The organism is Salinisphaera sp. S4-8, from assembly GCF_040361235.1.
Classification (GTDB): domain Bacteria; phylum Pseudomonadota; class Gammaproteobacteria; order Nevskiales; family Salinisphaeraceae; genus Salinisphaera.
This window is the reverse complement of the sequence record NZ_APNF01000001.1, coordinates 128,613-148,133: the sequence shown is the minus strand read 5'-3', so window position 1 is coordinate 148,133 and position 19,521 is coordinate 128,613. Positions and strand designations below refer to the sequence as shown.

Genomic DNA, 19,521 nt, shown 5'->3' with positions numbered 1-19,521 from the left:
TGCTCAAGGTTCGGCGTTGGCGCGCGGCCGTGCGCGCCATTCAGTGCACCAGAATGCCAGCGCGCAGCCTTCCAGGAGGGCAGCGACTGCCAGCGCGCCCGGCCAGCCGCCCGCTTCATAGGCAATGCCGGATACCAGCGAACCCAGCGCGCCGAATAAAAAGAACGTACCCATATACGCGGTGGTGATCCGGCTGCGCGCGTCCGGGCGCAGGGTGTAGATGGTGCTCTGGTTGAGAATCTGCACGCCCTGTACGCCCAGATCCATGAGCAGCAGGCCGGCGATGATCGCACCCAGGCTGTGCGGGTTCAGGCCCATGAACACGAACGAAGCGCAGGCCATACACAGGAACGCGCCGGTCGCCAAGCGTCCGTAACCCGCGTCGTGGAACCGCCCGGCCAGCGACGCACCCAGCGCGCCCGCTGCGCCGAACAGGCTGAACAGGCCGATGGTGGTTTCGCTGTAGTGATAGGGCGCATCCGCCAGCAGAAACGGCAGTACGGTCCAGGTGATGGTGAAACCGGCAAAGCCGAACGCGCCGTAGACGATACGTCGGCGCAGCAGCGGTTCTTCAACCAGCAGCGCGCCCACCGAGCGCAGCACCTGGCCGTAGCGCAGGGCGTTGGCTGGCGGGCCGTTATCGGGCAATACGCGCCATAGCACCACGGTCTGGGCCAGCATCGCCAGCGCCGCGCAGCCGAACACGGCGCGCCAGCCGGCGATATCCGCCACGATGCCGGCAAACGCGCGCGCCAGGAGAATGCCGATCAGCAGCCCGCTCATTACGCGTCCGACCACCGCGCCGCGTTGCATGGGCGCGGCGAGCGTGGCCGCCATCGGCACCATGATCTGGGCCGAGGTGGCCGCCAGCCCGATCACGAAACTCGCGAGCACGAAATACCCGAAGGCCGGCGAAAGCGCAGCCGCGGCCAGCGCCAGTGCGGTTACCAGACACACCAGCGTGATCAGGCGACGACGATTGAAGAAGTCGCCCACGGGCACGATGAACACCAGCCCGGCCGCATAGCCGAGCTGGGTGACGGTGATGATGCTGGTCGCGCCCGCCGAGGAAATATCGAAACTGCGGGTGAGCAGGTCCAGCAACGGCTGGGCATAGTAGATATTGGCGACCGACAGCCCGCAGGCCACGGCCATGCACCAGGCCAGCGGCGCCGACGGGGTGAGTTCGCTGTGTTCGTGGGTCACGGCGTGCGGGCCTCGTGAAAAAGGAGGCGGATTCTAACGCTGTATTGCACAGGGGTGGGGGTACGGCATCGCGAACCCGGATGGATTCGCCCGTGTCGTCGAAATAGCCGGCAAACGATGCCGCCGCAGTGCTTGAGCGCCCGTGCGCGGTGGTTGGGCCGTCTGCGCGCTGTAACCCGCCCAGCGGGCATGTTCTTGCCGGATTACGCTTGGCTAATCCCTCCACGCTGGGATTCGGGTCAGGCGGCTTTTAGGGCGTTCAGTGGTGAACGCGAATCAGGTGTGGACGGCGCATGAAAAAGGCCCGCCTGAAAGCAGGCGGGCCGATGGCCGCGAGGCGGCGAAACGCTGCGATCGGGCGATCGATCAGTCGTCGTCGCGCTCGCTACGCAGGATCTCGCCGCTGTTGGCGTCGATCGTGAGTTCCACGCGCTGGCCGGCCGGGTCGGTGGCCTCGACGTCGTAGCGGTCCAGATCGCGGTCGATTTCGTCGATCTGGGTGTAGTCCTGGCTTTCGAGCATTTGTACGACGTCGGCGACCGACTTCATATTGGCATCGGCGTTCGTGTTGGCGTTGGCGTTGGCATCGTTCTGGGCGAACGCCACGGCCGGGCCGACGGTCAGCGCGGTGGCCAGGGCGAGGGTAGCGATACGACGGTTGCGATGGGACATGGTGTCCTCCTTGGTTGAGTTCGGCGCCGAGTGTGGGGCCGCGTTGTCGAATGCGTGGTGAATACCGTGTTCATCGCCAATTAATCGGCGCCGCGTCGACAATAGGCGCCATGTCACGCTGGATGATCATCTGCCTGTCCTGTGTATGCGCCGGCGTTTTGCTGCTCGGCGCAAGTGCGGCGCTGCATGCCGACGATGTCGATGCCGAGCAGGCACGCCGCGCGCGCGCCGCCGGCGACATTGCGCCACTGGAACAGTTGTTCGACAAGGTCGAGCGCGAATGCCGTGGCCGTTTCGTGGAAATGGAACTCGACGAGGACGACGGCCAGTGGACCTACGAGATCAAGCTCATCGGCCCGCACGGCGATGTCGCCGAACTGGAATACGATGCCGCCGATCTGCGCCTGCTCGAAGCCGAAGGCCGGCATCTGGATGCGTTGGAATGCGTGCCGCCCGGCACCCCGGACTGACCTCGAAGAGTTCCCCTATGAGACTGCTGGTTGTCGAAGACGAACCCACGCTGTGCGAGCAGCTGTTCGAAGCCTTGAGCGAGGCCGGTTATGCCGTGGATATCGCCCGGGACGGCGAGGACGGTGCCTATCGCGGTGCCACCGAGCCCTATGACGCAATCGTGCTCGATCTGGGCCTGCCGCGCCTCGACGGGCTGAGCGTGCTGCGTGGCTGGCGCGGCGACGACATCAACGTACCGGTGCTGGTGCTGACCGCGCGCGGCGAATGGCATGAAAAGGTCGACGGCATGGATGCCGGTGCCGACGATTATCTGGCCAAGCCTTTTCGTATGGAAGAACTGCTCGCGCGTTTACGGGCGTTGATCCGCCGCGCCAGCGGCATGGCCTCGCCGGTTGTCGAAGTCGGCGATGTGAGTCTGGATACCCGCAGCGCGCGGGTCGCGGTGGCCGGGCGACCGGTCAAGCTCACCGGCCACGAATATCGGGTGCTGGCTTATCTCATGCACCATGTCGGCGAGGTGGTATCGCGCAGTGAGCTCATCGAGCACATCTATGCGCAGGACTTCGATCGCGACTCGAATACCATCGAAGTCTTCATCCGGCGGCTGCGCCAGAAACTCGACAACGGCGCGATCGTGACCGTGCGCGGCTTCGGCTATCGCTTCGAGGCGCAAACGCAGCGCGCGAGCGGCTGAACATGGCTCGCGCTTCGTTACAGCGGCGTCTGTTCGTGGGCGCGGCCATCTGGATCGTGCTTGCGCTGGTGACCACGGCGGTGGTGCTGTCGGTGCTGTTTCGCGACCATCTGGAAAACGAACTCGCCCGCCGCCTGGATGCGGATTTCCTGCAGTTGGTGTCCCAGTTCGATGTCGACGCCCAGGGGCGGCTGCTGCACCCGGTGGCGATGAGCGATCCGCTCTATCAGCGCGTACTGTCCGGGCGCTACTGGCAGATCGAGCGCGCCGGAGCCGTGAGCCTGCGGTCGCGCTCGCTGTGGGATGCCCGTCTTGAAACCAACACGCAGCACAGCGGCGATCGTATCCGTATGAACGGCCCGCGCGGCCAGCCCCTGTTGGCTGTGGTGCGCCAGATCACGCTACCCGATGTCGACGAACCGCTGCGCTTGACCGTGGCCGCGAGCCTGTCGCCGGTCGACGCTGCGGTGGCCGATTTCCGGCGCACCACGCTGATCGCACTGGGCGTGCTGGCGGCGGGGCTGATTCTCGCGGCCGCGTTGCAGGTGCGCCTCGGACTGCGACCGCTGGGTCAGTTGCGCGGCGAGCTGGCGCGGATTCGTGCCAATGAGGCCACCCGTCTATCCGGCGACTACCCAGCCGAGGTCGCGCCGCTGGTGGCCGATCTCAACAGCGTGCTGGCCCATAACGAAACACTCATCGAGCGCGCGCGCCGGCAGGCGGGCAATCTGGCCCACGCGCTGAAAACGCCGCTATCGATTATCGACAACGAAGCACAGCGCATGGGCCAGGACGGCGAAACCCGCCGTGCCGCACGCCTTGGCCACGAGGTCGTGGCCATGCAGCGTCATATCGACTGGCATCTGGCGCGTACCCGTATCGCCGGGCGCGCGGGCCATGGTCTGGCCACGCCGGTCGATGAGGTCATGGCCCGGCTGCAACGCACCTTGCAGCGGCTCTATGGCGAGCGCGGCGTGATTATCGAAATCGAGGCCGACCCGGCGGTTCGCTTTGCCGGCGAGCAGCGCGATCTCGAACAGATGCTGGGCAACCTGATGGAAAATGCCTGTAAATGGGCCCGTGGGGTCGTGCAAGTGAGCGCGACGGCCGATGCCGACACGCTGGTATTGCATGTCGACGACGACGGTCCCGGCATGCGTGGCGACCAGCGCGAACAGGCGATCCAGCCCGGCCAGCGCTTCGACGAAACCGTGCCCGGTTCCGGGCTGGGGCTTGCGATCGTCAGCGATCTGGCCGAGGCCTATGGCGGCGAACTGATACTCGAGCGCGCCGGGTTGGGTGGGCTGTCGGCCCGCCTGCGGTTACCGAAATCTGCAGGCGGGGCCTAGGGAAGCTCTGCACAACCTGTCACGGTCGCGCCGGCGTGCTTTGCGCGCGATTGACAGGCAAGTGAGAGCGTAGCGTGCCCAAGCCGATAACAAGTCGCACGGTAGCGAACACTGACGCCGATCAAGCGCGCGCAAAGCCGGCGGCCCCTGCGCGGTTCGGCCTCACAGACGCCGCGGCTGCGTTGCCAGGCTTGACCGATTTCCTGGGGCAGGCGCTGCGCTCGGACGCCTTGTCGCAACGCATTTGACCTTGAAAGTCTTTTCAGGGCGAACGCGAACCGCGAGAGGTTATGCAGAGCTTCCCTAGCGCGTATGCGTCTGCACGCCGCCGGCGGCGGCCACGATCAGCACATCGGCGGGGCGGCGGGCAAACAGGCCGACCGTGACCACGCCGGGCAGGGCATTGATCGTATCCTCGAGTTCGATCGGGTTCATGATCTCGAGGTTGTAGACATCGAGAATCGGGTGGCCGTTGTCGGAAACGAAACCGGCACGCAATTCCGGTTCGCCGCCGAGCTTGACCAGCGCCCGGGCCACGCTCGATCGACCCATTTCGATGACCTCGATGGGTAGCGGGAAGCGTCCCAGCAGATCGACCTGCTTGGATTCATCGACCATGCAGATGAATTTGCGCGACGCGCCGGCGATGATCTTTTCGCGGGTAAGCGCGCCGCCGCCGCCCTTGATCAGTTCCAGGTGTTCGTTGGCTTCGTCGGCGCCGTCGATATACACGCCCAGTTCGCCGGCGCTGTTGAGATCGATCACATCGAAACCGGCCGCGCGCAGGCGTTCGGTGGAGGCGTTCGAGCTGGACACACAGCCGGGGATGTCGGGCTTGCGCTCGCCGAGTACGTCGATGAAATGATTGACCGTCGAGCCCGTGCCCACGCCCAGATATTCGCCTTCGCTGACGTATTCGTAGGCGGCTTCGGCCGCGGCGCGCTTGAGATCGTCCTGTTTGCCCATTAAAGCTTTCCTGCTTGCGTGTCGAGAATAAAAGCGTGAGTGAAATTATCGGTCGCGGGCGCCGAATATATCGGTGCCCACGCGTACATGCGTCGCACCTTCGGCAATCGCGGCCTCGAGATCGGCGCTCATGCCCATCGACAGGGTATCGAGCGTATGGCCGCGCTCGTTGAGGCGTTGCATGAGTTCGCGCAGCGCGGCAAAGGGTTTGCGCTGGCTGGCTTCATCGTGGCTGGGCGCCGGGATGGTCATCAGTCCGCGCAGTTTGACGTGGTCGAGCTCGACGATCTGATCGGCGAGTTCGGCGACCGCGTCGGGGGCGAGGCCGGATTTGCTGGCTTCGCCGTCGATGTTGACCTGGATACACAGATTCAGCGGCGCGAGGTCTGGCGGACGCTGGTCGGACAGGCGGCGCGCGATCTTGAAACGGTCGATGGCATGCACCCAGGAGAAATTGGATGCGATATCACGGGTCTTGTTCGACTGAATGTCGCCGATAAAGTGCCAGAGGGGTTCGCGCGCGGCCAGCGCGTCGATCTTGGCGAGGGCGTCTTGCAGATAGTTCTCGCCGAAATCGCGCTGGCCGTGATCGAGCGCATCGCGCACGCGCGCGACCGGTTTGGTCTTGGATACCGCGACCAGCGTGATATCGGCCGGATCGCGATGAGCGGCGTGCGCGGCGCGCGCGATGCGTTCGCGGACTTTATCGAGCGCGTCGGCTACGGATGGGGTTGAATCGGTCGACATGGAAACAGTATTCGTTCGGCTGCGTTGGGTTAGGATTAGGATAACGCGGCCAGCCTAGTAGGGAGCACGTCGGGGACCCATGGATATTTCCCAGTTACTGGCCTTTTCGGTCAAGCAGAATGCTTCGGATCTGCATTTGTCGGGCGGTTTGCCGCCGATGATCCGTGTCGATGGTGATATGCGGCGTATCAATCTGCCGCCGATGGAACACAAGGAAGTGTTCGATCTGATCTACGACATCATGAACGATCGTCAGCGCAAGGCGTATGACGAGCATCTCGAGACCGACTTTTCGTTCGAGATTCCGAACCTCGCGCGTTTTCGTGTCAACGTGTTCAACCAGAACCGGGGCGCGGCGGCGGTATTTCGCACCATTCCCTCGGAGGTGCTGACCCTCGAGGAACTGGACGCGCCCAAGGTCTTTCGCGAAATCGCGGGCCTGCCACGCGGTCTGGTACTGGTGACCGGGCCGACCGGCTCGGGTAAATCGACCACGCTGGCGGCGATGGTCAACCACAAAAACGAAACCGAACTCGGCCATATCCTGACCATCGAGGACCCGATCGAGTTCGTGCACAGTTCGCAGAAATGCCTGGTCAACCAGCGCGAAGTCGAGCGCGATACCCATTCCTTCGCCGCCGCGCTGCGCAGCGCGCTGCGCGAGGATCCGGACACCATCCTGGTCGGCGAGCTGCGCGATCTGGAAACCATTCGCCTGGCGCTGACCGCGGCCGAAACCGGCCATCTGGTATTCGGCACCCTGCATACCAGCTCGGCGGCCAAGACCATCGACCGTATTATCGACGTCTTCCCGGGCGCGGAGAAGGACATGGTGCGCGCCATGCTGTCGGAATCGCTGCGCGCGGTGATCTCCCAGACCCTGCTCAAGAAGAAGGCAGGCGGACGTGTGGCTGCCCACGAGATCATGATGGGCACGCCGGCCATTCGTAACCTGATCCGTGAAGGCAAGATCGCGCAGATGTACTCGGCGATTCAGACCGGGCAGTCCACCGGCATGCAAACACTCGATCAGTGCCTGCAGGATCTGGTGCGCCGGGGCGTGGTCGCGCGCGACGAGGCCGGCCGCAAGGCGGTCAATCGCGAGTCGCTGGGTAACTAGAGGAGACGCACGATGGACCGCGCACAGGCGACCAAGCTTCTCACCGTACTGCTCGAGCGACTGGTTTCAGAGGGCGGCTCGGATCTGTTCATTACCGCCGGCTTCCCACCGGCGATCAAGCACGACGGCCAGATTTCGCCGCTCATGGAGCGCCCGCTCACCCACGAGCAGTCTTCGTTGATCGTGCGCTCGATCATGAATGATCGCCAGGCGCGCGAATTCGACGAATACAAGGAGTGCCAGTTCGCGATCTCGCCGCCGTCCGGGCGTTTTCGTGTCTCGGCGTTCGTGCAGCAGGGTCGGGTTGGCGCGGTCATGCGCGTGATCAATACCGAAATTCCGGATTTCGACGAACTCGGTCTGCCGCCGGTGCTCAAGGATGTGGTCATGAGCCAGCGCGGGCTGGTGATCATGGCCGGCGCGACCGGCTCGGGTAAATCCACGTCGCTGGCGGCGATGCTTGGCCATCGCAACAACAACGCGGCCGGGCATATCATCACCATCGAGGACCCGATCGAATTCGTGCATCCGCACAAGAAATCGATCGTCACCCAGCGCGAGGTGGGCGTGGATACCCAATCCTGGGACAACGCGCTCAAGAACACCCTGCGCCAGGCGCCCAACGTCATTCTGGTGGGCGAAGTGCGTACGCGCGAAACCATGGAATACGCGATCAACTTCGCCGAAACCGGGCATCTGGTGCTGTGTACGCTGCACGCCAACAGCTCGAACCAGGCGCTGGATCGCATCATCAACTTCTTCGACGAAGCCAAGCGCGAGCAACTGCTCATGGATTTGTCGCTGAATCTGCGCGCGCTGCTGTCGCAGCGGCTGGTGCGCAAGGAAGGCGGCGGGCGCTGTGCGGCGATGGAGATTTTGCTCAACACGCCGCATGTGGCCGACATGATCTTCAAGGGCAAGGTCGGCGAGCTCAAGGACGTGATGAGCCGCGGCAACGAGCAGGGCATGATCACCTTCGATCAGAGTCTGTTCAAACTCTTCGAGGCGGGCGAAATCGACTACGCCGAGGCGCTGCGCCATGCCGATTCCCAGAACGAACTGCGTCTGAACATCAAGCTCAACAGCAAGCGCGCGCGCAAGAATCTGGCCGACGACGCCGACGTCAATGCGCTTTCGATGCACGACGACGAAGACGAGGACGAAGCGGCTGCCGACGAAGGGATGTCCCGCCATGAGCGATAGCGAGCAGCAAACCGACGACGCCCTCGAGGCGGTCGAGCCCTATCTGCAACTGGCGATCGACAAGAACGCCTCCGATCTGTACTTCACCACGCATGCGCCGGTGATGTTGCGTGTCGAGGGCGAGATCTACCCGGTCAAGAGCAAAACGCGCGAGCCGCTCACGCCGGAACGCGTCGAAGCGCTGGCCTTGAGTATCATGACCAAGGAGCAGAAAGCCGGCTTCGAGCGCGACCATGAGGTGGATTTCGCCTACCGCTACGGGCTGCAGGGGCGCTTTCGTGTGAATGTGTTTCGCCAGCGCGGTTCGGCTGCCATGGTGTTGCGCAATATCGGCAATGTGCCCAGTTTCGATACCTTCGACATGCCGGCGGTGCTCAAGCGTCTGTCCATGCAAAAGCGCGGGCTGATCATGGTCGTGGGCGCGACCGGCTCGGGCAAGTCGACGACGCTGGCGGCGATGATCAATCATCGCAGCGAGAATGCGAACGGCCATATCCTCACCATCGAGGACCCGATCGAGTTCATGTATCGCCACAAGCGCTCGATCGTCAATCAGCGCGAGTTGGGCACCGATACGCTGGATTTTGCGCGCGCGGTGCGCAGCGCCATGCGCGAAGCGCCCGATGTCGTACAGATCGGCGAAACCCGCGATCTGGCCACCGCTGAAGCCGCCATTCAGCTGGCCGGCACCGGCCATCTCGCGCTCACCACGCTGCATGGCAACAATGCCTACCAGGCACTGCAACGCCTGATCGCGCTGTTTCCCGAATATGCGCGCGAAGCGCTGTTCATGGATCTGTCGCTGAATCTGCGCGCGATCATTTCGCAGCGGCTGGTGCGCGGCGTCGGCGGCAAGCGCGTGGCCGCCTTCGAGATTTTGCTCAATACCCCGTATATCGCCGATCTGATCCGCCAGGGGCGTATCGATTCGGTACGCGAAGCCATGTCGGAAGGCGATGGCGGCGAAGGCATGGCCACATTCGACGACTCCTTGCTGGCGCTGGTGCGCGAGGGCCAGATCAGCCAGGAACAGGCGCTGGCCTATGCCGACTCGCGCGAAAACCTGCAAAGCCGTATGGCCTTCGAGCATCTTTAGGGAAACGCTGCACAACCTGTCACGGTCGCGCCGGTGTGCTTTGCGCGTGGCTGGCAGGCAGAGGTGGGCGTAGCGTGCTGGTTGCACGGCGCGCCTGCCTCGACGCCGACCAGGCGCGCGCAAAGCCGGCGGCCCCTGCGGGGTTCGGCCTCACAGACGCCGCGACCGCGTTGCCAGGCTTGACCTGCCAACAAGGCAGGCGCTGCGCTTGGACGCCTTGCCGCGCCTCTGTGAGGGCTCGAACGCGATCCGCGAGAGGTTATGCAGCGCTTTCCAGGCCCATTTTTTGCGGCATGGCCGTGGCACTCGTCTTGCCACGGGTGGTGTATTGCGGCGAGGATTGGACTTGTTTGTCTAACTGGATGGTGGATGAGTTCGCAATCGCCCGCTAGCGCGGCGTCTTCGCAGGGCGTACCCGACCCGGCCAATCCGGCGGTGATCGGCTGGCGCGAATGGGTCAGCCTGCCCGCGCTGGGTATCGACTGGATCAAGGCCAAGATCGATACCGGCGCGCGGACCTCGGCGCTGCATACCTTTCAGCTCGATGTCGAGCACGAGCACGGCGCCAAGGTTGCGCGTTTTGGCGTGCATCCGTTTCAGCGCGATAACGACACCATCACCTGGTGCCAGGCGCCGGTGGTGGATGAGCGCAGCGTGCGCGACTCCGGCGGCCATCAGGAATGGCGTTTCGTGATCGAAACGCCGGTGCGCATGGCGCAACGCGAATGGCCGATCGAGATTACATTGACCGCGCGCGATACAATGTTATTCCGCATGCTGCTCGGCCGAACCGCCATGCGCTGTCTTCGCGTCGACCCGCTCGCTTCCTTTCTCACCGGCCGCCCGCCTGAGGCCTGATCGCTATGCAAATCGCAATTCTGTCGCGTAACCGCAATCTGTATTCCACGCGTCGCATGGTCGAGGCCGGCAAGTCACGCGGCCATGAAATGACCGTGATCGATCCGTTGCGCTGCTATATGAACATCGTGCCGCACGCGCCCGAAATTCATTACAAGGGCAAGAAGCTCGAAGGCTTCGATGCCATCATTCCGCGTATCGGCGCCTCGATCACGTTCTACGCCACGGCCGTGCTGCGCCAGTTCGAGATGATCGGCGTCTATCCGCTCAACGAATCGGTGGCCATCTCGCGCTCGCGCGACAAGCTGCGCTCCATGCAGCTGCTTTCGCGCAAGGGCATCGGCCTGCCGGTGACCGGGTTTGCCCATTCGCCGGACGATACCGACGATCTGCTCGAGCTTGTGGGTGGCAACCAGTACGTCATCAAGCTCACCGAAGGCACCCAGGGCAAGGGTGTGGTGCTCACCGAAACCCGCGGCGCGGCCGAGTCGGTGATCGATGCCTTTCGTGGCCTGGATGCGCACTTTCTGGTGCAGGAGTTCGTCAAGGAAGCCAAGGGCGCGGATATCCGCTGCTTCGTGATCGGCGACAAGGTCGTGGCGTCGATGAAGCGCCAGGGCCGGGAAGGCGAGTTCCGTTCCAACCTGCATCGCGGCGGCTCGGCCTCGGTTATCAAGATCACGCCCGAAGAGCGCTCGACCGCCGTGCGCGCGGCCAAGATCATGGGTCTGAATGTCGCCGGTGTGGATCTGCTGCGTTCCAATCACGGGCCGGTGGTCATGGAAGTCAATTCCTCGCCGGGCCTGGAAGGTATCGAAACCGCTACCGGCAAGGACGTGGCCGGCCAGATCATCGGCTTTATCGAGAGCTACTCCAAACGTGGTAAAACGCGCACGCGTGGCGGTGGTTGAGCGCTAGCGCCGAGCAAGCCGCTATACTGCAAAACGGCAGCGTCTTTGGCGCTGCCGTTTTTCTTTGAGTTGCATCAGTCATTTGGAATCGAGCCCGCGTATGAGCGATACCGATCACAAGTCCAGTCGCGCCGATGAGTACCCGTCCTTCAAGCCGCTGCAAATCGGTGGGCAGACCATCGAAGCCGGTACGCGCACGAGCATCGATCTGCCGGTTACCGATCTGTATACCCACGCCAAACTCACCATGCCGGTCAACGTCATCCGCGGGCGCCGGCCCGGGCCGACGCTGTTCGTCTCGGCGGCGGTGCATGGCGACGAGCTCAACGGCGTGGAGATCATCCGCCGGCTGCTCAAACTGCGCGGGCTCAAGCAGATGCGCGGTACGCTCATTGCCGTGCCGATCGTCAACGTCCACGGCTTTCTGCGCCATTCGCGCTACCTGCCGGATCGGCGCGATCTGAATCGTTCGTTTCCCGGCACCTCGAAGGGCTCGGTAGCCTCGCGCCTGGCCAAGGTTTTCGTCGACGAAATCCTGGCCAAGGCCGATTACGGGATCGATTTGCATACCGGTGCGATTCATCGCGCGAACCTGCCCCAGATCCGGGCGGATCTATCCAACGACGAAACCCGCCGGCTCGCCGAGGCGTTTGGCTGCCCGTTGCTCATCGATGCCAGCCTGCGCGAAGGCTCGTTGCGCGAACACGCCAATGAAAAGGGCGTACCGCTGTTGCTCTACGAGGCCGGCGAGGCTTTGCGCTTCGACGAGTTTTCCATTCGCGCGGGCGTGCGCGGCATCTCCGGGGTGATGCGCGAACTCAAGATGCTGCCCATGCGCGGCAAGCGCGCGCCGCACAAGTCGGTGGTCGCGCTCGACTCCAACTGGGAGCGCGCGCCCGAGTCCGGCATTCTGCGTTCGCTGGTCGAGCTTGGCGAATATGTGAGCAAGGATCAGGTGCTGGCCTATATCGCCGACCCGTTCGGCGAAACCGAGGTCGCGGTGACCTCGGAGCATCCCGGTATCGTGATCGGGCGTTCCTATCTGCCGCTGGCCCACGCCGGCGATGCGCTCTACCACGTCGCCCGGGTGAAAGGCGCCCAGAAGCTAGCCAGTCGGGTTGAAGCCTATCAATCTGACAACGAACCGGACGATTTCGACGACCGCGGCGAATCCGGCGAGCCACCCATCGTGTAGCCGCCCGCCGGTGCGGGACGGCTCAGTCGCTAAAGATCAGTACCACGCAGGCGGCGGTCAAAGCGCCCATCACGGCATTGAACACGCGCCATGCCCGGGCCGAGCGTAGCCGCGTGCCCAGCGTCCGGCCGAACAAGGCCCAGAACGAGATACAGGGAAAGGCCACGATCTCCATGAAGATCGCCAAAGCCAACGCGTTGAGCAGTAGCGGGCCGTCATTCGGCAGGAAAGAGGCGGTCAGCGTCAGCCCCATGATCCAGGCCTTGGGGTTGGCAAACTGGAATGCGGCAGCTTCCCAGATCGTCAGCGGGCGTGCGGTGTCGGCGTCGGCCAGCGCGGGCGGCGGCGCAGTGGCAATACGCCAGGCCAGATACAGCAGATAGGCGCTGCCCGCCAGGCGCAGCCCCCATTGCACACTTTCGTAGCGCTCGAATATCGCGCCCAGCCCCAGGGCGGTGGCCATGAACAGCAGCACACAACCGCCGAGAATACCCACCATATGCGGCAATGTGCGGCGATAACCGAAACGCGCGCCGGAGGCCGTCAGCATGATGTTGTTGGGGCCGGGCGTACCCGACATGGCCACGCTGAACAGGGTGACCGAAAGTAACCAGCTGGCGGAGATCATGGCGTCTCGGGCGATCGGTGAGCGAATGAATTGTACGGGTTCAATTTTACGGGTAAGCTTTTAATGTTCCGGTTTTCGTTACTCTAAATATCGATTTTTCACCGTCAATGTTTTTATTGTCACCATGACAATCTGGGTGCCACAACTGTCAGGGTCGGGGCCGCGCTACCGCCAGCTGGTTGAGGCGGTCGTCGCCGCGATCGAGTCGGGCGAGCTCGGCGAGCAGGAGAAACTGCCGCCCCAGCGTCGCCTGGGCCATGCGCTGGGCGTGACCACGGGCACGATCACCCGCGCCTATGCCGAGCTCGAGCGTCGCGGCTGGGTCGAGGCGCGGGTCGGCAGCGGTACCTATGTGCGTGGCCCGACGACCGAAGCATTCAGCCACGTCAGCCCTGCCGAGGCTTCCGCCCAGGTGGATTTGTCCTTGTCATTGCCGCCGCCCTGCGCGGCGCGTGCTGATGGGCTGGCCCGTGCCATGGGTGCGATTCAGCGCGACCGTAGTGCGCTCGTTCATGCCATGGATTATCAGCCCGAGGGTGGGCTGGATCGGCATCGTCGAATCTATGCCGAGTGGCTCACGCGCCTGGGCCTGCCGATGAGCGCCGATGAATTGCTCATCGATCAGGGCGGCATGAACGGCATCTTCGTAAGCCTGTCGGCTCTGCTTTCGCCCGGGCAACGGCTGGCGGCCGAGACGCTGACCTATCCCGGGGTCATCAGCGTCGCCCAGCAGCTGGGTATTCGCACGGTCGGCATCGAACACGACGGCGAGGGTATCGATATCGACGCCCTGGCAATGCGCCACGAACGCCAGCCGTTTGGCGCGCTCTATGTCATGACCGAGCACCAGAACCCCTCCACCGCGGCATTGTCCGAATCGCGCCGGCATGCGCTGGCCGCACTCGCGCGCGAACGTGACTTCTGGCTGATCGAAGACGGCGTGCAGTACATTGGCGAGCGTGGTACGCCGTTGTATCGGCTGGCCCCTGAACGCACGCTCTATCTGTTTTCGGTCGCCAAGATCCTGGGTGGGGGCATGCGCTCGGGTGCGATCCGAGTGCCGGCGTCGTTACGTACGCAGGTGGCCGCGGTACTGCGCAATCAAAGCTGGATGCCGCCGCCACTGATTGCCAGTCTCGTGTGTGCCTGGATCGAAAGCGGCGATGCCGACCGGTTACTGGCCTGGCAATGCGAAGAAATGGCGGCACGCCATGCGCTGGTGAAGGACTATCTGGCGGGCTACGACTACAGCGCCCAGGCCGACGGTTTCTACATTTGGCTGCGATTGCCACCCGGGCGCCGTGCCGGGCCGTTCGTCGAACAACTCGCCGAGCGCGGCGTGCGGGTCACCCCGGCCGAGCCGTTCTGTGTCGGCAGCGAACCCGCACCGCAGGCCGTGCGTGTGTGTATCAGCGCGGCATCCGATCGCGTAGCACTCGGGCGCGCCCTGGGTGTGATTCGCGACAGCCTCGAGGCGCCCGGCCCGGCGCTCTGGGAAACACTTTAGCTTTGTTAACGCGCGTTGCGATTGCCGGCGATGATGGCCATCACCGCCATGCGAATGGCGATACCGTTACGCACCTGTTCGAGAATGACCGACTGATCGCCATAGGCGATCTCGGCATTGATCTCCACGCCGCGATTGATCGGGCCCGGGTGCATGACCAGCGCATCGGGCTTTGCATGGGCGAGATTGGCGGCGGTCAGGCCGAAACGCTGGTGATAGTCATCCACGCCCTCGAGCGCGTCGCCGTCGATGCGTTCGCGTTGAATACGCAGGCCCATGACGATATCGGCATCGCTCAGGCCCTGGGCGATATCGCCGCTGGTCCGTACGCCGAGACGCTCGGCGTCGTCGGGCAGAAACCGATCCGGCCCGATCACGCGAATATCGGTGGTGCCGAGCGTACGCAGTGCATGGATGGTCGAATGCGCGACCCGCGAGTGGCGCACATCGCCCACAATCGCCACGCGCAGATTGTCGAAATCCGGGCGGTGGCGGCGAATAGTGAAGACATCCAGCAATGCCTGGGTGGGATGGGCATGACTGCCATCACCGGCGTTGATGATGGCGACGTTGTCGGCCGCATGGGCGGCAAAGCGCGCCGCTGCACCGTTTTCCGGGTGCCGGATGGCGAAGATGTCCGCGCCCATGGCCTGCAGTGTGTAGAGCGTGTCGAGATCGTCTTCGCCCTTGGCGCGCGAGGAATGCGCCACATCCATGTTGATTACGTCGGCAGACAGACGCTTGGCGGCGAGCTCGAAGGTGGTGCGTGTACGGGTGGAATTTTCGAAGAACAGATTGAATACGGTCTTGCCGCGCAGCAGCGGCACTTTCTTGGGCGGTGTGCCGGGCTCGGGCACGAAGGTTTCCGCTGTATCCAGAATCTGCTCGACCAGCGTACGGGGCAGGCCTTGCGTGGTGATCAGATGTCGTAGACCGCCGTCGCGGTCGAGCTGAATATCGTCGGTCATGGGGTCGTTCCGTAGTCGTCGGATCGGTTTTGCAGGGCCTTCAACACGGCCATCGCCGCGTCGGCCTGGTTCACCGGCACGAACAGATGATCGTGGCATGTACCGGCCACCACGTTGCAGGCGATGTTCGCCTGGGCCAGCGCGCTGGCCACCGCGGCGGTCAGCCCGACCGCGGCGAGTGATGAATGCACCTGCAGCGTAATCCAGCAGCAAGGCGGCTCGGCAGCGCGCGCGCCGGCGGGCAGTTCGCTTTCGCGGGCCACGATCGAAAGGCCCTCGGGCTCGTGCATCAGGCACACGAGCCGATCCAAATCGATCGCGTCGACATGATCGATGCGTGCGAAGCGATAAATGCCTGCCTGGCGTTCGGCGCGCAGATCACGCAGCAATACGGCGAGATCCTGTATGCCGTCGTCGCTGCGGGCCGGGGGCGGGCTCACTGCATGATCAGGCGCAGCGGCTCGGGGCCGGTGAGTTTGATGCGTTCGCCGCGGGCGATATCCAGCTGCAGCCCCACGGCATCCGGGGCGAAGGGCAGTTCGCGGGCACCGCGATCCACCAGCACCGCCAGCTTGACCGCGGCCGGTCGGCCGTAGTCGAACAGCTCGTTGAGCGCGGCGCGCACGGTACGCCCGGTATAGAGCACGTCGTCGACGAGAATCACGGTCTTGCCGTCGATATCGGCATCAATGCGCGACGGGCCCACACTCGGGTGCAGGCCGATGGTGGAAAAATCGTCACGGTAGAAGCTGATATTGAGCGTACCCAGTGGCGCGGCCAGACCGAAATGGGCATGCAGGCGTTCGGCAATCCAGGCGCCCCCGGTTTCCACGCCAACCATCACGGCCTCGGGGTCGGCGGCGATGAGCGGCGCCAGGGCCGATTCGAGCGCGGCGAGCGCAGCATCGACATCGAAGGTCTGGGGCGGGTTCGGATCAGCGGGCGTCATGGCATGGCTCGGGTTGGCGAATGGCGGACAAAAACGACTGCATTACGAAGCACCGGCGTTGGCGAGCCAGCCTTCGAGAATGACCTGGGCTGCCATCGAATCGGAATCGCCCTTGGCCAGGCGTTTGCCGCGGCTACCGCTGGCGCGTGCGGTGCGCAGGCGTTCCATGGCTTCAATCGTGGAAAAGCGTTCGTCCATGGCGTGCACCGGGATATCGAAATGCTCGCCGAGCTGACGCATGAAGCGCTGGGCGTTTTCGGTCATCGGCTGGCTGGAGCCATCGTTGGCCAGCGGTAGCCCGACCACCAGCGCGCCCGGGCGCCATTCCGCCACGATTCGGGTCAGTGCCGGCCAGTCCGGGGCGTTGCCGGCATTGCTGTGGTGCAGGGTAGTCAGCGCCTGGGCGTTGCCAGTAATCGCATTGCCCACGGCCACGCCGATTCGCTTGGTGCCGAAATCGAAGCCCAGCAGCACATTGGCATCACCGGCCATACATGTACTTCCTAGGCATGACCGATCAGTGCCGACAGCTGATGGGCTTCAACGCCCAGCAGGCGTGCGGCCGCGGACCAGCGGCTTTCGACCGGCGTCGAGAAGATGATCTCGTCGCTGGCCGGCGTATTCAGCCAGCTGTTGGCCAGCATTTCGTCTTCGAGCTGGCCTTCGCCCCAGCCGGCATAGCCGAGTGTGATCAGATAGTCACTGGGGCCGAAGCCGTTGCCGACGGCCTCCAGCACATCGCGCGAGGTCGTGAGCGCGAGCCCGCCGGCGATCTTGAGCGTGGATTCCCAGCGCCCCTCGTCGCGATGGAGCACGAAGCCGCGCTCGGTTTGAACCGGCCCGCCCCAGAACACCGGCTGCTCGGCCGGCACATGCGCCTCGATATCCATATGCGCGAGCATGTCGCGTACGGACAGATCCCCCGGTTTGTTGATCACGAGCCCCATGGCGCCGTCCTCGTTGTGTTCGGCGATAAAGGTCACGCTGTCGGCGAAATCGCCGCCGACACGGCCCGGCATGGCGAGCAGGAACTGGTTGCGAAAAATTCCCTCTGTCATGGCCGTATTATCCGCCGACGGCTTGCATACGGGCAAATGGGTGCGCGCCGGCAGTCAGTTGTTGCCGCCGATTTCGCCCGCGCTACCGGGTTCGAACAGCCAGTCGTAGGCAAAACTCAACTCGTCGGTCAGAGAGGCCAGCGCATCGGCGAACGGCGGGTAGGGCGCGGCGGAGCGTACGATCGCCAGTGCGGCGTTGTCGAGCGCGTCGTTGCCCGAGGAGCGCAGTACGCGCACGGCCAGCAGGGTGCCGTCTGCGCGCACGCGAACCGCCATGGTCAGCCGGCGCGGATGGGCGGCGTCCAGCAACGCGCTCGGATAACGCCGGCTGCCGCGCGCTTCGATGCGCTGTTGCCAGCTGGCGAGATATTCGGCCCGTGCGTCTTCGGCGGCCGCCGAGATTTTTGCGGGCTGCGGTTGCTCGAGGATCTCGATCGGCGGGCTGGGCGGTTGCGGCGTCTGTTCGCTTGCCTTGACCTTGGGTTCGGCGACCATCACGAAGCGCGTGACCGTGCTCGCGCCGGCCGGCTGCGCGCGTGTGGGCTGTGGCCGGGGCATGGTCGGGTTGGCGGCAATGGCCTGTTGCGAGCGCTCATCCGCGCCTTGCTGATTGCGTGTGGCGCGTATCGCGGTGTCCGGGGCCGTGTCGGCGGCGTCGGCCACGGTGCGCGTGGCCGACAGCAGGCGGGCGTCGTTGGCCCTGGACGGGTCGGATTCATTCGACCAGCCCAGCAGCAGCGCGTGCACGATCAGCGCGATCGCCAGGCAGAAACAAAAACGCGCACGAACGCTGGACATCGCCGCTTTAGGTCAGCCGCCGCTCGATCGCGTCGAACAGTTTGCCGGCGATGTTGATGCCGAACTGCTTGTCCAGCTCGCGTACGCAGGTCGGGCTGGTGACATTGATTTCGGTGAGCTTGTCGCCGATCACATCCAGGCCGACGAACAGCAGTCCCTTGTCGCGGACGTAGGGGCCGATTTCCTCGGCAATCGCGCGATCGCTATCGGTGAGCGGCCGGCCCACGCCGCGCCCACCGGCGGCCAGGTTGCCGCGCAGCTCGCCCTCGGCCGGTACGCGCGCCAGCGCATAGTCGATCGGCACGCCATCGACCACCAGAATGCGCTTGTCGCCTTCCTTGATCGCCGGCAGATAGGCCTGGGCCATGGCATAGCGCGTGCCGTGCTCGGTGAGCACTTCCAGGACCACGGAAATATTGTCGTCGCCGGTCTTGACCCGAAAGATGCGCGAGCCGCCCATGCCGTCGAGCGGCTTGATCACGGCATCGCCATGTTCTTTGATGAAGCGCTTGAAATCGTCGCTGCGCCGGGCCACGAGCGTGGGCGCGGTCAGATGGGCGAAGCGGTTGATCGACATCTTTTCGTTGACATCGCGCAGCGCATCGCAGCGATTGACCACCAGCGTGCCTTCATTCTCGGCGAGTTCGAGAATATAGGTGGCATAAATGTATTCGGTATCGAACGGCGGATCCTTGCGCATGAGGATGGTATCGAGATCGGCCAGGGCCAGAATCTCCGACTCGCCGGTAAAGCGATACCAGTCGTCGTTGTCGTCGAATACTTCCAGGCGGCGGCCCGTGCCGTAGCCCACGCCGTCGCGCACGAACAGATCGGACATCTCGAAATAGATGATTTCGTACTCGCGGCGCATGGCTTCGAGCAGCAATGCCAGGGTGGTGTCCTTGTAAGGGGTGATATCCGCGATGGGGTCCATCACGACGCCGAGACGGGTGGCCATGCCACAGCTCCTGCAAAAAGAGTGCGAGCGCGGGGCGCGCGCAACGATTATCGATCAGCGCGCATGGTAGCGCAGGCATGCCATGCCTGGCTTTCGTCCACGCAACCTTGAGTCGCCGCGTTTTCTGCGAACACATGCCCGCGGCTGGTCGGGATGGCTTCGTTCCT

The 19,521-nt window shown here is 64.1% G+C and carries 22 protein-coding genes; 10 read left to right on the top strand and 12 right to left on the bottom strand.

Annotated features, from left to right (window positions below; all coding sequences use genetic code 11):
• Positions 1-3 precede the first annotated feature (3 nt).
• Positions 4-1,206 carry an MFS transporter gene (locus S4A8_RS00700; protein ID WP_353218627.1) on the bottom strand — a complete coding sequence of 401 codons (1,203 nt, stop codon included), beginning with the start codon at positions 1,204-1,206 and terminating at the stop codon, positions 4-6.
• A 366-nt stretch (positions 1,207-1,572) separates the two neighbouring features.
• Complete coding sequence (locus tag S4A8_RS00695) at positions 1,573-1,878, bottom strand: PepSY domain-containing protein (protein ID WP_353177103.1); 306 nt, start codon at positions 1,876-1,878, stop codon at positions 1,573-1,575.
• Between the two features lie 110 nt (positions 1,879-1,988).
• On the opposite strand from S4A8_RS00695, the gene S4A8_RS00690 reads away from it, so the two are divergent.
• The 3 genes from S4A8_RS00690 to S4A8_RS00680 are packed head-to-tail and all read left to right on the top strand — an operon-like array spanning position 1,989 to position 4,392.
• A complete protein-coding gene (locus S4A8_RS00690; protein WP_353177105.1) occupies positions 1,989-2,348 on the top strand; it encodes a PepSY domain-containing protein in 360 nt (119 codons plus the stop codon).
• A 17-nt stretch (positions 2,349-2,365) separates the two neighbouring features.
• On the top strand, positions 2,366-3,043 hold the full coding sequence (locus S4A8_RS00685) for a response regulator transcription factor (protein WP_353218626.1): 678 nt from the start codon (positions 2,366-2,368) through the stop codon (positions 3,041-3,043).
• A gap of 2 nt (positions 3,044-3,045) precedes the next feature.
• Positions 3,046-4,392: a sensor histidine kinase gene (locus S4A8_RS00680; protein ID WP_353218625.1), complete on the top strand. Its 1,347-nt coding sequence runs from the start codon at positions 3,046-3,048 to the stop codon at positions 4,390-4,392.
• A 303-nt stretch (positions 4,393-4,695) separates the two neighbouring features.
• Here the strand turns inward: S4A8_RS00680 and rpiA are convergent, their stop codons facing one another.
• On the bottom strand, positions 4,696-5,358 hold the full coding sequence (gene rpiA / locus S4A8_RS00675) for a ribose-5-phosphate isomerase RpiA (protein ID WP_353218624.1): 663 nt from the start codon (positions 5,356-5,358) through the stop codon (positions 4,696-4,698).
• 45 nt (positions 5,359-5,403) lie between these two features.
• On the bottom strand, positions 5,404-6,105 hold the full coding sequence (locus S4A8_RS00670) for a YggS family pyridoxal phosphate-dependent enzyme (RefSeq protein ID WP_353218623.1): 702 nt from the start codon (positions 6,103-6,105) through the stop codon (positions 5,404-5,406).
• A 79-nt stretch (positions 6,106-6,184) separates the two neighbouring features.
• Here S4A8_RS00670 and S4A8_RS00665 point away from each other — a divergent pair, with 79 nt between their 5' ends.
• The 6 genes from S4A8_RS00665 (at position 6,185) to S4A8_RS00640 (ending at position 12,488) form a co-directional block, all read left to right on the top strand.
• Positions 6,185-7,225, top strand: coding sequence for a type IV pilus twitching motility protein PilT (locus S4A8_RS00665; RefSeq protein WP_353177115.1), 1,041 nt, complete (start codon positions 6,185-6,187; stop codon positions 7,223-7,225).
• Positions 7,226-7,237: 12 nt separating this feature from the next.
• Positions 7,238-8,428, top strand: a complete 1,191-nt coding sequence (locus S4A8_RS00660) for a PilT/PilU family type 4a pilus ATPase (protein WP_353177117.1) — start codon at positions 7,238-7,240, stop codon at positions 8,426-8,428.
• On the top strand, positions 8,418-9,524 hold the full coding sequence (locus S4A8_RS00655; RefSeq protein ID WP_353177119.1) for a PilT/PilU family type 4a pilus ATPase: 1,107 nt from the start codon (positions 8,418-8,420) through the stop codon (positions 9,522-9,524). Before S4A8_RS00660 ends, S4A8_RS00655 begins: the two co-directional genes overlap by 11 nt.
• A gap of 369 nt (positions 9,525-9,893) precedes the next feature.
• Positions 9,894-10,382, top strand: a complete 489-nt coding sequence (locus tag S4A8_RS00650; RefSeq protein ID WP_353177121.1) for an ATP-dependent zinc protease family protein — start codon at positions 9,894-9,896, stop codon at positions 10,380-10,382.
• A 5-nt stretch (positions 10,383-10,387) separates the two neighbouring features.
• Entirely contained in the window at positions 10,388-11,293 is a 906-nt protein-coding gene (gene rimK, locus S4A8_RS00645; RefSeq protein WP_353177122.1) for a 30S ribosomal protein S6--L-glutamate ligase, read from the top strand.
• 100 nt (positions 11,294-11,393) lie between these two features.
• Positions 11,394-12,488, top strand: a complete 1,095-nt coding sequence (locus S4A8_RS00640; protein WP_353177124.1) for a succinylglutamate desuccinylase/aspartoacylase family protein — start codon at positions 11,394-11,396, stop codon at positions 12,486-12,488.
• A gap of 22 nt (positions 12,489-12,510) precedes the next feature.
• Here the strand turns inward: S4A8_RS00640 and S4A8_RS00635 are convergent, their stop codons facing one another.
• The gene (locus S4A8_RS00635) at positions 12,511-13,116 is read right to left on the bottom strand and encodes a LysE family translocator (protein ID WP_353218622.1); all 606 of its coding nucleotides are present in this window, start codon (positions 13,114-13,116) and stop codon (positions 12,511-12,513) included.
• Between the two features lie 124 nt (positions 13,117-13,240).
• On the opposite strand from S4A8_RS00635, the gene S4A8_RS00630 reads away from it, so the two are divergent.
• The gene (locus S4A8_RS00630) at positions 13,241-14,623 is read left to right on the top strand and encodes an aminotransferase-like domain-containing protein (protein WP_353218621.1); all 1,383 of its coding nucleotides are present in this window, start codon (positions 13,241-13,243) and stop codon (positions 14,621-14,623) included.
• A 5-nt stretch (positions 14,624-14,628) separates the two neighbouring features.
• Here S4A8_RS00630 and S4A8_RS00625 read toward each other — a convergent pair whose 3' ends face one another.
• Genes S4A8_RS00625 through gshB form a run of 7 tightly spaced genes read right to left on the bottom strand, consistent with a single transcriptional unit; the run spans position 14,629 to position 19,354 of the window.
• Entirely contained in the window at positions 14,629-15,591 is a 963-nt protein-coding gene (locus S4A8_RS00625; protein WP_353177127.1) for an aspartate carbamoyltransferase catalytic subunit, read from the bottom strand.
• The gene (locus S4A8_RS00620; RefSeq protein WP_353218620.1) at positions 15,588-16,031 is read right to left on the bottom strand and encodes an ACT domain-containing protein; all 444 of its coding nucleotides are present in this window, start codon (positions 16,029-16,031) and stop codon (positions 15,588-15,590) included. The genes S4A8_RS00625 and S4A8_RS00620 overlap by 4 nt, the downstream gene beginning before the upstream one ends.
• Positions 16,028-16,540 (bottom strand): bifunctional pyr operon transcriptional regulator/uracil phosphoribosyltransferase PyrR, encoded by a 513-nt coding sequence (gene pyrR, locus S4A8_RS00615; protein ID WP_353218619.1) that lies wholly within the window; start codon positions 16,538-16,540, stop codon positions 16,028-16,030. Before pyrR ends, S4A8_RS00620 begins: the two co-directional genes overlap by 4 nt.
• Positions 16,541-16,582: 42 nt before the next feature.
• Positions 16,583-17,032 carry a Holliday junction resolvase RuvX gene (gene ruvX, locus S4A8_RS00610; protein ID WP_353177132.1) on the bottom strand — a complete coding sequence of 150 codons (450 nt, stop codon included), beginning with the start codon at positions 17,030-17,032 and terminating at the stop codon, positions 16,583-16,585.
• 11 nt (positions 17,033-17,043) lie between these two features.
• The gene (locus S4A8_RS00605) at positions 17,044-17,598 is read right to left on the bottom strand and encodes a YqgE/AlgH family protein (RefSeq protein WP_353218618.1); all 555 of its coding nucleotides are present in this window, start codon (positions 17,596-17,598) and stop codon (positions 17,044-17,046) included.
• A 54-nt stretch (positions 17,599-17,652) separates the two neighbouring features.
• Entirely contained in the window at positions 17,653-18,396 is a 744-nt protein-coding gene (locus S4A8_RS00600) for a TonB family protein (RefSeq protein WP_353218617.1), read from the bottom strand.
• A 7-nt stretch (positions 18,397-18,403) separates the two neighbouring features.
• Complete coding sequence (gene gshB / locus S4A8_RS00595; protein ID WP_353218616.1) at positions 18,404-19,354, bottom strand: glutathione synthase; 951 nt, start codon at positions 19,352-19,354, stop codon at positions 18,404-18,406.
• Between the last annotated feature and the right edge of the window lie 167 nt (positions 19,355-19,521).